This window comes from Tatumella sp. JGM118 (assembly GCF_018257515.1).
Classification (GTDB): Bacteria; Pseudomonadota; Gammaproteobacteria; order Enterobacterales; family Enterobacteriaceae; genus Tatumella; species Tatumella terrea.
The window spans coordinates 56,021-71,649 of the sequence record NZ_JAERJR010000007.1 but is presented as its reverse complement, the minus strand read 5'-3'; the positions used below and the strand labels follow the sequence as shown (position 1 = coordinate 71,649).

Below are 15,629 nucleotides of genomic sequence, written 5' to 3'. Positions count from 1 at the left end.
GACACCAGAGGTGTAAAGTAATACCCCTTGTAAAAGTGCAGGTACTTTAGCATGCGGAACAGTAAAAAGGCGACAGTTTCGCTGTCGCCTTAGGAAATCATTCAGTGTTCAGGGAAGAACTAGGCGTCTGTGCCGAGACCGTCTAAATAACGTTCTGCATCCAGCGCTGCCATACAACCGGTACCTGCAGAGGTGATTGCCTGACGGTAGGTATGGTCCATCACATCACCGGCGGCAAAGACTCCCGGGATACTGGTCTGAGTTGCATTGCCCTGCAGACCGGACTGTACCACGATATAACCGTTGTTCAGTTCAAGCTGGTCAGCAAAAATAGCGGTGTTCGGGCTATGCCCGATGGCAATAAATACCCCGGCCACGTCGATCTGCTCAGCTTCAGCATTATCCTCTGTCGGACGCAGACGTGCTCCGGTCACTCCCATCTCATCCCCGGTGACTTCTTCCAGGGTACGATTAGTGTGCAGAACGATATTGCCGCTGGCAACTTTTTCCATCAGCCGGTCAATAAGGATTTTTTCGGCACGGAAGGTGTCACGACGATGGATAAGATGAACCTCAGAGGCGATATTCGCCAGGTAGAGGGCCTCTTCGACGGCCGTGTTCCCGCCACCGACTACAGCTACTTTTTGCTTACGATAAAAGAAACCGTCGCAGGTCGCACAGGCGGAGACACCTTTGCCTTTAAACGCTTCTTCCGAAGGTAAGCCAATATAACGTGCCGATGCGCCGGTGGCGATAATCAGCGCATCCGCGGTGTATTCACCACTGTCCCCGACAAGACGGAACGGGCGTTGTTTCAGGTCGACGGTGTGGATATGGTCGTGAACGATTTCGGTATTAAATTTTACCGCATGTTCATGCATACGCTCCATGAGTCCGGGCCCGGTCAGCCCCTCAGGATCACCCGGCCAGTTTTCTACCTCTGTCGTGGTGGTCAGTTGCCCGCCTTTTTCTACCCCGGTAATCAGTACCGGATTAAGGTTTGCACGCGCAGCATAGACAGCTGCGGTGTAACCGGCAGGGCCGGAACCCAGGATCAGAAGTTTACTGTGTTTGGCCATGCTTTTTTCCTCAATAAAACAAACCGCTGACAAATATCTGCTGATTGTAGGCAAACGCGGCGACGAAAAAAAGAGTCCGGTCGCTGAGATTAGCGATTAATGTGAACGTCGAAACTAATCACTCTCTGTAAAGATCACCCAAAGGGATCAGTCTGGCGTGTGACGGGAGTTGAAATGGCTGAAATTACTGGCTGAAAATTTATATTCACCGCAGACGGCGGAATGTTGTACTGAAATTGGATGTTTTACTTTGACAATCGCCTGTTGTTTTGCGAAAACATGAGGTGAGACAAATAAAGTTCAGCGAACAGGAACCCGCGCAGGCCGCAGCTTCTGAGCGCAGGATAAATAAACCTGAGTTGTTTTTGGGCTGTTTCATCGTGGACAGACAGTGAAATGTACCGAAAACAGCAAATATACAGGCATTGTTTCAACATAACTCAGGCCCTTCGCCGGTGACAGGTGGAAGGGCAGGTAGTCTTGGGAAGGAAATGAAGAGAGAAAATAATAATGACAGATAATAAGAAACGCCCTGGCAAAGATCTGGACCGCATCGACAGAAATATCCTCAACGAATTGCAAAAAGATGGCCGTATTTCTAATGTCGAGCTCTCCAAACGGGTAGGGTTGTCTCCGACGCCCTGCCTTGAGCGTGTCCGCCGTCTGGAGCGTCAGGGGTTCATTCTGGGGTATACCGCACTGCTTAATCCGCACTATCTGGACGCATCACTGCTGGTTTTTGTTGAGATTACTCTGAATCGTGGCACGCCTGATGTGTTCGAGCAATTTAACACCGCCGTCCAGAAACTTGAGGAAACTCAGGAGTGTCACCTGGTTTCCGGCGATTTTGACTATTTGCTGAAAACGCGCGTGCCGGATATGTCCGCATACCGTAAGCTGCTGGGGGAAACCTTGTTACGCCTGCCAGGTGTTAACGATACCCGCACCTATGTAGTGATGGAAGAAGTAAAACAGAGTAACCGGTTAGTGATTAAAACTCGCTAAATCAGGCAGGTGCAAAACCTGTGGCAATTAGGTACACTCCTGTGAATTCATACAGGAACAGTGCTGACTGATGGTGCTGTTCCTCTCTTTAGTTGACAGGCACCTGGAGAGTTCTCTTGAGCCAGGAATATACAGAAGATAAAGATGTATCTTTAACGCCACTGAGTAGTGGACGACGGCTGCTGGAAGCATTACTGATTCTGGTGGCACTTTTTGCCGTGTATTTGATGGTCTCGCTGGTCAGTTTCAATCCCTCTGACCCGAGCTGGTCACAAACGGCCTGGCATGAGCCTATCCATAATCTGGGTGGCCGGCCGGGGGCCTGGATGGCGGATACCCTGTTATTTATCTTCGGGGTGATGGCCTACGCCATTCCGGTAGTGATCATTGGCTTATGCTGGATTACCTTCCGCCATCGTAACAGCAAAGAATTCATCGACTGCTTCTCTATCGGCCTGCGTCTGATAGGTGTGCTGGCACTGGTGGTCACCACCTGTGGTCTGGCAGCAATCAATGCTGATGATATCTGGTACTTTGCGTCCGGAGGCGTGATTGGCAGCCTGGTCAGTAGTGCAATGGCCCCGTATCTTAACCAGATGACCGGAACGCTGGTCCTGCTGTTTGTCTGGGCCGCCGGGATCACCCTCTATACCGGGTGGTCATGGCTGACGATTGCTGAGAAGATCGGCGGGGTCATCATGTCCGTTCTGACCTTCGCGAGCAACCGCTCCCGGGGGGATGATCGCTGGCACGATGAAGACGAGGACGAAGACGAGGCGATTGCCCCGGTGTCCCGCAAAGAGACGGCGCAGGATGTCACTGAAGACGATCCTCTGTTCCGCTCCAAAGCCTCTCCGGCCGCCGGATCGCCTGCGCACGGTAATACAGTCTCTCAGTCACAGGATGATGAACATGATCCGCTGTTTTCAACGCCGGTTTCTGCGTCGGAAACGGATGACAATGACCCCTTATTTACCTCTTCTGCCTTCGCCTCAGTGACGGAGGAGGAAGAAAATGATCCGCTATTCAGTGCACCCGTCGCCGGGGCTGGACCGATCATCCAATCTCCTGCCGCGCGGCAACCTGCACCGGAGTCATCCACAAGGCCGGAAAACCGTCCTGAACCGGTCGTCGCTGCCGATGCCTACAGGGCACCTGCTCAGGTGAAAGCCACGCAGGCCGCAGAGCCACCACTTTACCGCTTCGATGTGCCGGATACGGTGGCATCTCAGCCGACGCCAGCAGCTTCTCCGTCTGCGGCACCCCAAGCCTCCGGGGTTACTTCACAGGTTCAGACAACCCGGCCTGATACTCAGCGGCCGCCGGCAGTTACCCCTCAGGCACCGGTTGCGCCGGCGACGCCTGCCGCAGTCAATGCTCAGACCGTGGCTGCCACTGTAGTGAAACCGGCAGGGCAGTCGCCATTTGCTGTGGCCGCCAGTATGGGTAAATTACAGCCCCCTGCGACGGTGACAGAATCAGCGCAACGAAGTGCTAACCCTCAGGTAAAACGCGGAGTCGGTGGGCCGGAACTGCCACGACCGAATCCTGTCCGTTTGCCGACCCGGCGCGAAATGGCCTCTTATGGCATTAAATTACCTTCACAACGGATGGCAGAAGAAAAAGCACGTGAAGAGGAATTACAACGTCAGCTGAATGCGCAGATGCCGGAGACAGACGAGCTTTCGTCCGAACAGAGTGAATTCGACCAGGCGGCGCTTCGGCAGGCTTTTACCGAGCAGCAAAAGGCGCGCTATGGCGAGGACCATGTCACTGCCACACCTGACGAAGAAGATGAACTGCAACAGGCGTTGCTGGCACGTCAATTCTCGGAGCAACAGCAGCAGCGGTATCAGACGCCGGCTGAGGATGTTACCCGGGTCAGTGCTGACCACGTTGTGGCCTCTGCGCCGCTCTCCTCAGAGGCTATTTCTGCGTTTGATTTTTCACCGATGGAAGAGCTGGTGGATGACAATCCGGCAGAGCCTCTGTTTACGATTGCACCGGGTGCGGAAACAGTGACCCCGCAGACGCCGGAGCAGGCACCGTATTCTGCCGCTGGGGGTAACTCTGCGCAGTCTCCGCAGACGTCAGGCACAACAGCCCAGCCGGGGCACTCACCCTACGCAGCCCCGCAGGCACCGAAGCAGGCACCGTATTCTGCCGCAGGGGGTAACTCTGCGCAGTATCCGCAGGCGTCAGGCACAACAGCTCAGCCGGGGCATTCGCAATACGCAGCCCCGCAGACGCCGGAGCAGGCACCGTATTCTGCCGCAGGGGGTAACTCTGCGCAGTATCCGCAGACGTCAGGCACAACAGCCCAGCCGGGGCATTCACCATTCTCATCCCCGCAGGAAGCCGCTTCTCAACCGCCAGCTGCTCAGGAACAGCAGAGTCTGTTCCATCCGTTCCTGGTTCGCCATGAACAGCCATTGGAAAAACCGTCGACACCTCTTCCGACCATGGATTTACTGACGCCACCTCCGGCGGAAGAAGAACCGGTTGATATGTTTGCTCTGGAACAAACGGGTAAACTGGTCGAGGCAAGACTGAATGACTTCAGAGTGAAAGCAGAAGTTGTCGGTATTTCACCGGGACCGGTGATCACCCGTTTCGAGCTGGATCTGGCTCCTGGCGTGAAAGCCGCCAGGATTTCTAATCTCTCACGCGACCTGGCCCGTTCGTTATCTGCTGTTGCGGTCCGTATTGTCGAGGTTATCCCTGGCAAGCCCTATGTCGGCCTGGAATTACCGAATAAGCACCGTCAGACAGTTTATTTGCGTGAAGTACTGGACTGCGCAAAGTTCAGGGATAATCCTTCACCGCTGGCGATTGTGCTGGGGAAAGATATTGCCGGTCAGCCGGTGGTTGCCGATCTTGCGAAGATGCCTCACCTGCTGGTCGCGGGGACCACTGGCTCAGGGAAATCTGTCGGTGTGAACGCCATGATCATCAGTATGCTGTACAAGGCAACGCCTGATGAAGTGCGCTTCATTATGATCGACCCGAAAATGCTGGAACTCTCTGTCTATGAAGGCATTCCGCATCTGCTGACTGAAGTTGTGACAGACATGAAGGATGCCGCCAATGCGCTACGCTGGAGTGTCGGAGAGATGGAACGGCGCTACAAGCTGATGTCCGCACTGGGCGTACGTAACCTTGCCGGTTATAACGAGAAGATTGTACAGGCTGAAGCTATGGGCCGGCCTATTCCGGATCCGTTCTGGAAACCGGGTGACAGTATGGATACTACGCCGCCGGTTCTCGAAAAGCTGCCTTACATTGTCGTGCTGGTGGATGAGTTTGCGGACCTGATGATGGCGGTGGGTAAAAAGGTCGAGGAACTGATTGCCCGTCTGGCACAGAAAGCCCGCGCCGCCGGTATTCACCTGGTCCTGGCGACGCAGCGACCGTCGGTCGATGTGATCACCGGGCTTATCAAAGCGAATATTCCTACGCGTATTGCATTTACCGTTTCAAGTAAAATTGACTCCCGCACCATTCTGGATCAGGCCGGGGCGGAGTCATTACTCGGAATGGGGGATATGCTTTATATGCCACCTAACTCCTCGATGCCGGTCCGTGTGCATGGAGCCTTTGTCCGTGACCAGGAAGTGCATGCCGTGGTCCAGGACTGGAAAGCCCGTGGCCGGCCTCAATATATCGACAGCATTACTGCCGGGGATGAGAGTGAAAGCGGAACCGGTGGCGCTGATGGTAATGGTGAAGAACTGGACCCGTTATTCGACCAGGCCGTTGGTTTCGTGGTTGAAAAACGTCGTGCTTCTATTTCCGGTGTTCAGCGACAGTTCCGTATCGGTTATAACCGGGCGGCCAGGATTATCGAACAGATGGAAGCGCAGGGAATAGTTTCCGAGCCCGGACATAATGGTAACCGGGAGGTGCTGTCACCCCCTCCGCACGAAATGTAAGTTCCGATAACAGGTTGTTATCCTGATGGGCCAGAATTTTCTGGCCCATTGTTTATCTCTCCCGGTATCCCCATAGTAATACTCAGAATTCAGTTTTTTCTCCTGTCGGAATATACCGGCAGAGACTACGGTTAACAGTGCACAGCCGGAATGAAAGTTAAGGAATAATTACAGATGAAAAAATTGTTGATTGCTACAGGTGTTATCAGTCTTATGATTTCAGCCGCTGTCCGGGCCGACGATTCAGCCAGTCTGCAGACACGTCTGGATAAGGTAAGTAGTTTTCATGCGCAATTCAGTCAGAAAGTCACGGATGCTTCAGGCAACAACGTGCAGAACGGTGAAGGTGAATTGTGGGTCCAGCGTCCGAGCCTGTTCAACTGGCATATGACCGCTCCGGATGAAAGTACCATTATTTCCGATGGCAAAACGTTATGGTTTTATAATCCCTTTGTTGAGCAGGTAACGGCGACCTGGGTGAAAAATGCCACCAGTAATACACCGTTTATGCTGATTGCACGTAACCAGCCCTCAGACTGGAAACGCTATAATGTGAAACAGCAGGGCGATAATTTCGAACTGACGCCGAAGAGCAGCGACGGTAATCTGAAGCAATTCACGATAGATGTTACTCCGGGCGGCACGATCCGTCAGTTCAGTGCGGTTGAACAGGACGGGCAACGCAGCAGTTATCAGCTGAAAAGCCAGCAAAATGGGGCGATCAGTCCGGATAAATTTAAATTTACTCCTCCGCAAGGGGTAACGGTGGACGATCAGCGTCAGTGAGGTGAATGTGGATACACTTTCTCTGGACTTTTCTGTCAACGAATTTCAGCCGCTGGCCGCACGTATGCGGCCACGAACCCTGGCTGAATATGGGGGGCAGCAGCATCTGCTGGCCCCCGGAAAACCCCTGCCCAGAGCGATCGAAGCCGGTCATTTACATTCCATGATCCTCTGGGGGCCGCCGGGAACCGGTAAGACGACATTGGCAGAGATTATCGCCCGGTACGCGAATGCCGGTGTTGAACGTATATCTGCGGTCACCTCCGGGGTTAAAGATATTCGTGAGGCCATTGCCAGAGCAAGTCAGAGCCGGCAGGCGGGTCGCAGGACCATTCTTTTTGTGGATGAGGTGCACCGCTTTAATAAGAGTCAGCAGGATGCTTTTCTGCCGCATATTGAAGACGGCACCATAACCTTTATCGGCGCGACGACAGAAAATCCCTCTTTTGAACTTAACTCTGCACTGCTTTCCCGGGCCAGGGTCTATCTGCTGAAATCGCTGACGGTGACTGATATTGAGGCAGTGCTTACACAGGCAATGTCTGACAGTGAACGCGGCCTCGGCGGACAGGATCTGCAATTACCGGATGATACCCGGAAAATGATCGCGGAGTTAGTGAACGGGGACGCTCGTCGTGCATTGAATACGCTGGAGATGATGGCGGATATGGCAGAACCTGATGCCGGAGGGAAGCGTATACTGACCCCGGCATTATTAACCGAAGTCGCCGGCGAACGTACCGCCCGCTTCGATAATAAAGGTGACCGGTTTTATGATCTTATCTCAGCGTTGCATAAATCCGTTCGCGGTTCTGCCCCGGATGCTGCCCTTTACTGGTATGCACGTATTATTACCGCAGGCGGTGATCCCTTATATGTCGCCCGTCGTCTGCTGGCGATCGCGTCAGAAGATATCGGTAATGCTGACCCCAGAGCCATGCAGGTCGCGCTAGCCGGCTGGGATTGTTACACCCGAGTGGGGCCGGCTGAAGGGGAAAGGGCGATCGCACAAGCGATAGTTTATTTATCCTGTGCACCAAAAAGTAATGCGGTCTATCAGGCGTTCAATGCAGCGATGGCGTCTGCAAGAGAAAATCCTGATTATGATGTTCCGGACCACCTGCGTAATGCGCCGACCCGGTTGATGAAAGAAATGGGCCTGAAGAAAGGTTACCGTTATGCCCATGATGAACCCAACGGATATGCCGCTGGCGAGGAGTATTTTCCGCCTGAAATGGCCGGTTCGCGCTATTATTCACCAGTTGAACGCGGTCTGGAGACGAAAATTGCAGAAAAGCTGGCATGGCTGACTGAACAGAATCAAAATAGCCCGACAAAACGCTACCGCTGATAAAAACATTACGGTAAGGTGAGTAGCAACGTTATTTCGTTTAGTGGATTCCTCCCAACGATTTTTTCATTTCATTAACTCATACACAGGATTAGCATGCTCGATCCCAACCTGCTGCGTAATGAGCCAGACGCAGTTGCAGAAAAACTGGCACGCCGGGGATTTACTCTGGATGTTGAAACGTTACGTTCTCTTGAAGAACGTCGTAAAGTTTTGCAGGTAGAAACCGAAAATCTCCAGGCGGAACGTAATTCACGATCCAAATCCATCGGTCAGGCTAAAGCGCGTGGGGAAGATATCGAGCCACTGCGTAAGGAAGTGAATGAACTGGGAGAGCGTCTGGAAGCGGCTAAAGCCGGGCTGGATTCTTTGCAGACCGACATCCGTAATCTCGCGCTGACGCTGCCTAACTTGCCGGCAGATGAAGTGCCTCAGGGTAAAGATGAGAACGATAATCTGGAGATCAGCCGCTGGGGTGAACCTCAGCAGTTTGATTTCACGGTTCGTGATCATGTGGATCTGGGTGAACTTTCCGGCGGGATGGATTTTGCTTCGGCAGTTAAACTGACCGGCTCACGTTTTGTGGTGATGCGAGGGCAGATTGCCCGTATGCATCGTGCTCTGACCCAATTTATGCTGGACCTGCATACGGGCGAGCATGGCTACACCGAGATGTATGTCCCTTATCTGGTAAATCAGGACTCCTTATACGGTACCGGACAGTTACCCAAATTTGGTAATGACCTGTTCCATACCCGTCCGCTGGAAGAAGAAGCGGACAGCAGTAATTATGCGTTGATCCCGACGGCGGAAGTTCCGTTGACGAATCTGGTCCGTGATGAAATTCTTGAAGAAGAGAGTCTGCCGCTTAAAATGACGGCACATACTCCTTGCTTCCGTGCCGAAGCCGGTTCATATGGCCGGGATACCCGCGGATTAATCCGTATGCATCAGTTCGATAAAGTCGAAATGGTGCAGGTGGTGACTCCGGAGACGTCGATGCAGGCACTGGAAGAACTGACCGGACATGCAGAAAAAGTTCTGCAGTTACTGGAACTCCCTTACCGTAAAATGCTGCTATGTACCGGTGATATGGGCTTCGGCGCCACTAAGACCTATGACCTTGAGGTCTGGTTACCGGCACAGGGCACCTATCGCGAAATTTCTTCCTGCTCAAATATGGCTGACTTCCAGGCCCGTCGCATGCAGGCTCGTTGCCGCAGCAAAGCGGAGAAAAAACCGAAGCTTCTGCATACCCTGAACGGGTCAGGGCTGGCGGTCGGACGTACGCTGGTAGCGGTTCTGGAGAACAACCAGCAAGCCGATGGTCGCATCCGTGTACCGGAAGTCCTGAAGCCTTATATGAACAATCTGGATTATATTGGCTGACAGATCCTGCCTGAAAAAACCTGCCCTTCGCAAGAACGGCAGGTTTTTTTTATCTGTAAAACAGTGTTCCTGTTAATAACATCTCTGCACCGTCGTGTGAGTCGCACTACCGGACACTGAATATCCCTACCGCCGGGTGTCTAATCCGGAAAAATCCGCCGCGCAGGCAGAAATACACTACGGTGTAAGCCTGACCCAGTCTGTGCCTTTATCCGTCAGATGACCACCCCGGAGTCCAGCAGTGAAGAACAGGAGCAGACCTGACATAGGCAGAATGCAAAGGGTCCGTACCGGAAAAGAAAGCGCCGGGATTTTTGCAGGCTCCACGGAATTAGGGTTTCCCCCTGAAAGGGGAGTAAATATAGCTTACCGGAGGTGTGGATTTTCAGCTTCCGAACCCTTCTATATTATAGAGGCCATAAAAGAAGGCACGTATTTTATAGTAGAAAAATAGTTAATCACCTAAACATATAGGGAGGTAATAATAATTCTTAATTAAGGTAATCCTCATAAAAATATAGAATAGCCCTCAAATATATAGGGCCCTGATGAAAACGGCAGGTGACAAACGACGTGTTAAAAAGGTAGTGTTTTATCTGGCTAAAAAACAAGCTGGATTTTTTTTTATGCGCTATTTAGTGAATAAAAAAGATACTCTGATGAATGGTTAATCAGTGCAATAAGTTTATCGTAAATTTATCGTAAATATATCGTTCTTAAATACTACCGTATGTAATTTATGCCGATATTTTAAACTGTGAAATACCTATTTATACGTTTTATTAGCTGGCTAAAAGTACTGTTCAATAGTTTTTTCCTATTAATTAATACGCCCTGATAGCAGTTTTTAATGTTCTTTTGTCTGTTTCAGTGGTTTATTGTTCTTGTTTTTGTTGTTTTTATAGTGATTGATTTCAATTAATGGCACCTGGTAGGGGGCTTGAAAGGAAGTGTCTATCAATAGATATATTTGATCAGTGATCTGCGTTGGTTTTTTATTATTGGCGAGTATAATGCAGCCGCATCATTAATCATTTGAATTGCTAATCTGTTTATTCAGATGTGCTGGCAATACTGTGGTTGACAATAAATGTCGGAAAAATAAAAAAGAGAAAAATATGTTTAAAAAATCACTGTTACTGATTTCTTTAAGTTCTTCTTTAGTTTTTACTTCAGCAAGCTTTGCAACTACCGCGACATATACTGCGCAGGCAACTGCCAATATGAATGTTTCGCTGACCGTATTAAAAGCATGTAGCATCACTGCCAGTGATATGAATTTTGGTAAACAATACAGCAACGCTGGTGATTTATCGGTGCAAACGACGGCTGCTGTAGTTTGTACTAAAAATACACCTTATAAAGTTTCTTCTGACAGTTCACATGATTATGAAATGTCGGACACTAACGGCGACAAAATTGCCTATAGTCTGTATGCCGATCAGGCCGCATCAACACCTTTTACCACCGGTACTACCGGAACAGGTACCGGTGTTGCGCAGAATATTAATATCTATGGTAAGGTAGGTTCATCGGCATTACAGGTTGCACCTGCAGGTGATTATACCGATACCGTGTTACTGAGTGTTGATTACTAATTCATATTATTTGCTGGTGTGGTATATGATGCGTTTTTTTACGGTGTTAAGTCTTTTTGTTACGACTTTCTTTATATCTGGTTCATATGCCGCCAGCCTGCAGGTTTTTCCCGTGAATATTAATTTCTCAGCGGGAGAAAATGTAAAAGCGATCTATGTTAACAACACGGGTACTGATCCTATCAGCGCACAGGTTCGTGTCTATCAATGGACGCAGCAGAATGATACGGACGTGCTGACAGAGACACAGTCTCTGGTCGTCAGCCCGCCAATGACGGCGATACCGCCGGGAAAACAGCAATTATTACGTGTCATTCTTCCTGCACCCGTGGGGCCGGCGGAACAATCTTATAAACTGGTTGTGGATGAATTGCCCGGAGCCACAGATAACAGCGGTAAACATGCTGTCAGGTTCTTGTTACGCTACACCCTTCCGGTATTTATTAATACGCCGCAGAGTGCACCTGATATGAGTGACTTCAAATTTTATCTGGATACTCATTCTGTTCCTGAAAAGCTGCGCATTGTAAATAATGGGGCGGAACATTTAAAACTGAGTAATGTTATTTTATCTTCAGGTGAGCATCAGGTAACGATTAACCAGGGGTTAATGGGGTATGTTTTAGCACATAGTGCCCGTTCATGGTCTTTGCCGAAAGGCAGGTACTCCGGTTCAACAATTACTTTTACCACTAATGATGATTCGACAACAAAAACAGTCCCGATCACACTCCAGTAACTATTTTTTATATACGTCGCTATTTCTGTCATCGTCTGTTTTTGCGGCTCCGGATGAAATGTTATATCTGAATATTACGGTCAACGGAGCCTCTGTTCCTGGCCTGTTTCAGATTTCAAAACAGGGTCAAAACTTTTATATCGCCGCTGAAGATGCCAAAAAACTAAATATTAATACTCAGCAGTTACCTTTAAAAAATAATCGTTTAGATCTGAGCAGTCAGCCGGGACTCGGTATCCATTATGATGCCCTGGGCCAGGTGCTGGAAATAAAAGCGGATAAACACTGGCTGGGCGGGGACCAAAAACTCAATAGCCAGCAGCAATCCGGTTTGCTTTCAGGTCAGCAGTTCTCTCCGGCAGTAAAAGGGATGGCACTGAACTATGATCTCTATGCCAGTCAGGATGCATCAGGCCAGGATGTTACCGCTTATACGCAGTTACGTTCCTTTGGTATTGGTCCGGGAAATTTCAGTAGCTCCTTTAACAGCCGGTTTGAAGACCTGAGGGGCAATACGGATAACAGCACCCAGCGTCTGATGACCAGCTGGAGTTATGACAATCCGGATAAACTGCTGAGTATCACCCTGGGCGATAGTTATACCGGTTCGCAATCATGGACGAATAGCGTCCGTTTTGGCGGCTTCAGCATCTCTCATAACTATAGCTTACAGCCGAACTTCAATACCTCAGCACAGGATGTGCTGTCTGATACGACAGCATTACCGTCGAGCGTCGATCTCTATGTGCAGGGGATTAAACAATCGTCAGAGCATGTGAACCCGGGCCAGTTTACCCTGACTACGACCCCCTTTTTTACCGGCAGCAACACGGCGCAGGTCGTGATCACCGATATTAATGGTCAGCAACGTGTCATCAATCTGAACCTCTATGGGTCTGATTTACTGTTGTCGAAAGGTCTGGATACCTGGAGTCTGAACACCGGCTGGGTACGTGAAAATTATAGTTATCGTTCCTTCAGTTACGATCCTGACTTTATGGCGACGGGAAACTGGCGGTATGGTCTGGCGGATCGGCTAACCCTGGAAGGGCATACCGAGCAGGGACAACCTCTTCAGAATGGCGGACTAGGGTTTAATTATCTGCTCTCCCCGATGCTGGGGATTGTCCACAGTGACTTCTCTGTCAGCCGTCATGACGGAGAGGCCGGTCAGCAATGGGGAATGGGCTGGCAGTGGTCAGATCAGCGCTTTAGCGCCTCCGTTTCGCAAACGCGACGCAGTATGGCCTATCGTGATATGTCAGTGCTGACTGAAGGTACCTTAGCCACGCATTCCGATAATGCCTTTATCAGCTGGTCTTTCACGCATATGGGTACGGTCGGAATGAGCTGGATTAACCGCCAGTATCCTGAAACACATCAGCAATATGCAGGATTTTCATGGTTTAAGACGTTCGGCCAGCGTTTCAACATTGCGACCAGCCTGACGCAATCGATGGAAGATACACGCGATAAGACGGTGTATATCAATCTGTCGTTCCCGCTGAGCGACCATCAGTATGTGTCGGTTCAGCGGTCACAGGAAAGCCAGTCGACCTATAACCAGCTAACCTGGTCACGGACGCTGGACTCCAATAAACCAGGCTGGGGAGGCGATGTGTCGGTACAAAGCGGAGATAATCCGAATACCCATGCAGACTATCGCCAGCGGACACGCTGGAGCGACCTGGAACTCGGTTATAACCGCTATAATCAGCAGAATAACTATTATGCATCAATGACCGGCGCAGTCGGTCTGTTTATGGGGCATATGTATGCGACCCGTGAGCTGGGAGATGCCTTTGCGATCGTTGATACTGCAGGGGTTCCGGATATTCCGGTGTATCTGCAGCATCGACCGGCAGGTAAAACGGATAAAAACGGCACATTATTTCTCAATGATCTGGATCCTTATTTCAGTAATGATATTTCGATAGATGTGTTGTCGCTGCCGATGGATTACCGGGCGTTGTATACCGAGCAGAAAGTGATTCCGAAGAGGGGTGATGGTGCGGTCGCCGCATTCTCTATTTACCGGACTCATGCCTTATTGATTACCGGTAAACAGGCAAACGGGACTGCGTTACCTTTTGCAGCAACAGTTGATGTAACAAACGCAGAAGGGCTGACTGCCGTGAAAGGGACGACCCATACGGTGGTGGGTTATGAAGGCAATATCTATCTGGAAGATCCACCGGCCAGGGGTGAGGTTATTGTTCACGGTACCCATGGAGATTGCCGGATACAATTACCAGCAGAGTTGCCCGCAGGGAAAAGTGTGGTGCAGATGGAGGCGATATGCCAATAATTAGAACGATGTTGTGGTTAATGCTCGCAGGTATCGGTTTCGGTTTTTCATCGGGGGCCTCTGCCGCTCCGAATTGCTGGAATGGTGGGGGGATAACCTTTAGTTTTGGTACGGTCACGGCGGGGCAGTCTGCATCCACCTCAGGACAAGTGGCCTTTACCTGTAATAATTATGATTCAGTCCCTGAGTATATCAGGGCCTGTCTGACCTTACAGGATAACGCCCCTCTGGCAATGAATCCGAACGGTGTGAGTGGTTATCCGTTGTATTTTAATGTTTATTCTTCAACGGATACGTCGGATGCACTCAGTGCAAACAATACTGTCTATGCGCAGGGAGACTTTGTGGTGCCGGTGGGCGGTTCGGTGGAAAAGGACTTCACTTTAGTGTCGAAGATAGTTTCCGGACAAACTAAACTGACCGCCTCTGATTACTATAATTATGGCTTCTGGACAGTGATCAAGTACAGTTATGCCAGCAGCAGTAGTCAGTTGCCTTCCTGTGCATCAATGGCATCGACCAATACCCGGACGGTACAGCTGGGAGCCAATGCCGCGGTGAAAAATGGTTGTCAGATCAACAATGTCAGTGATCTGAACTTCGGGGAGTTAAGTCCGGCGGCTTCATCAGCCTTATCGACAACCTCCACATCGACGGTCACGGTGACCTGTCCGGTGAATACGGCCTTTTCGGTAGGACTGGGTAGCGGCTTGCATAGTCAGCAATCGACCCGTTATCTGTGTAATAGCTCAGATAATCAGTGTGTGTCCTATCAGCTATATCAGGATGCCGCTCACAGTAAGCCATGGGATGATACAAATACACAGACAGTCACTTCTGCGACCGGCTCAAGCCAAAGTATGACCGTTTATGGCGTCGTTCCCTCCCAAAGCTGGCCTACACCTGGCGACTACAGTGATACGGTGACGGTGACACTGAATTATTAATCTGCTTGCCGGCTTGTGCGCTGTCCGAATCGGACGTTGACAAGCCGGCCATATTCCTGTCGGCTCTCTCTTCTCTCTTCTCTCTTCTCTCTTCTCTCTTCTCTCTTCTCTCTTCTCTCTTCTCTCTTCTCTGTTCTGCTTAGTATTCGTTCATTACCTTTCTGTAAATCACACTCTTTTTCCCAAAATGACTTAAATCATAAAAAATATTTATTTCATTTGTAAATATTCGCACCCTCTTGTATATCTAAGGCAACAGGTAGCAAAGATTACCTAAAGTAGTTTTATATTTTAAACATTTAACCAGGGCGGAAAGCATTAGCCTGCTGCATTCATTGCAAGAGGGGGTGGAAAATGCGATACCCGCACAGAAGTATCAGAGCTTTAGTTTTTTCAGCTATTTTTTCAGCAATGAGTCTGATGGTAGCTTTTCCGGCAACGAGTCAGATAGTTGAGGCTTCTTTAGGAATACATTTGCAGGTGGTCAATCGCTGC

At 50.2% G+C, this 15,629-nt stretch carries 10 protein-coding genes; 9 read left to right on the top strand and 1 reads right to left on the bottom strand.

From position 1 onward, the window contains the following. Positions 1-119: 119 nt before the first annotated feature. Entirely contained in the window at positions 120-1,079 is a 960-nt protein-coding gene (trxB, locus tag JK223_RS09065; protein WP_212713863.1) for a thioredoxin-disulfide reductase, read from the bottom strand. 510 nt (positions 1,080-1,589) lie between these two features. Here trxB and lrp point away from each other — a divergent pair. The 9 genes from lrp (at position 1,590) to JK223_RS09020 (ending at position 15,134) form a co-directional block, all read left to right on the top strand. Then, complete coding sequence (lrp, locus tag JK223_RS09060; protein ID WP_025902866.1) at positions 1,590-2,084, top strand: leucine-responsive transcriptional regulator Lrp; 495 nt, start codon at positions 1,590-1,592, stop codon at positions 2,082-2,084. Positions 2,085-2,200: 116 nt separating this feature from the next. Continuing rightward, the gene (locus JK223_RS09055) at positions 2,201-6,016 is read left to right on the top strand and encodes a DNA translocase FtsK 4TM domain-containing protein (protein WP_212713862.1); all 3,816 of its coding nucleotides are present in this window, start codon (positions 2,201-2,203) and stop codon (positions 6,014-6,016) included. 174 nt (positions 6,017-6,190) lie between these two features. Further along, positions 6,191-6,802 (top strand): outer membrane lipoprotein chaperone LolA, encoded by a 612-nt coding sequence (lolA, locus tag JK223_RS09050; protein WP_212713861.1) that lies wholly within the window; start codon positions 6,191-6,193, stop codon positions 6,800-6,802. 7 nt (positions 6,803-6,809) lie between these two features. Next, positions 6,810-8,153 (top strand): replication-associated recombination protein A, encoded by a 1,344-nt coding sequence (locus tag JK223_RS09045; RefSeq protein ID WP_212713860.1) that lies wholly within the window; start codon positions 6,810-6,812, stop codon positions 8,151-8,153. A 96-nt stretch (positions 8,154-8,249) separates the two neighbouring features. Further along, entirely contained in the window at positions 8,250-9,542 is a 1,293-nt protein-coding gene (serS, locus tag JK223_RS09040; protein WP_212713859.1) for a serine--tRNA ligase, read from the top strand. A gap of 1,076 nt (positions 9,543-10,618) precedes the next feature. Next, entirely contained in the window at positions 10,619-11,140 is a 522-nt protein-coding gene (locus JK223_RS16945) for a spore coat U domain-containing protein (protein WP_212713858.1), read from the top strand. Between the two features lie 25 nt (positions 11,141-11,165). Then, positions 11,166-11,879 carry a molecular chaperone gene (locus tag JK223_RS09030; RefSeq protein ID WP_212713857.1) on the top strand — a complete coding sequence of 238 codons (714 nt, stop codon included), beginning with the start codon at positions 11,166-11,168 and terminating at the stop codon, positions 11,877-11,879. 58 nt (positions 11,880-11,937) lie between these two features. Further along, a complete protein-coding gene (locus JK223_RS09025) occupies positions 11,938-14,187 on the top strand; it encodes a fimbria/pilus outer membrane usher protein (RefSeq protein WP_212713856.1) in 2,250 nt (749 codons plus the stop codon). Continuing rightward, the gene (locus JK223_RS09020) at positions 14,178-15,134 is read left to right on the top strand and encodes a spore coat U domain-containing protein (protein ID WP_212713855.1); all 957 of its coding nucleotides are present in this window, start codon (positions 14,178-14,180) and stop codon (positions 15,132-15,134) included. The genes JK223_RS09025 and JK223_RS09020 overlap by 10 nt, the downstream gene beginning before the upstream one ends. Positions 15,135-15,629: the final 495 nt, after the last annotated feature.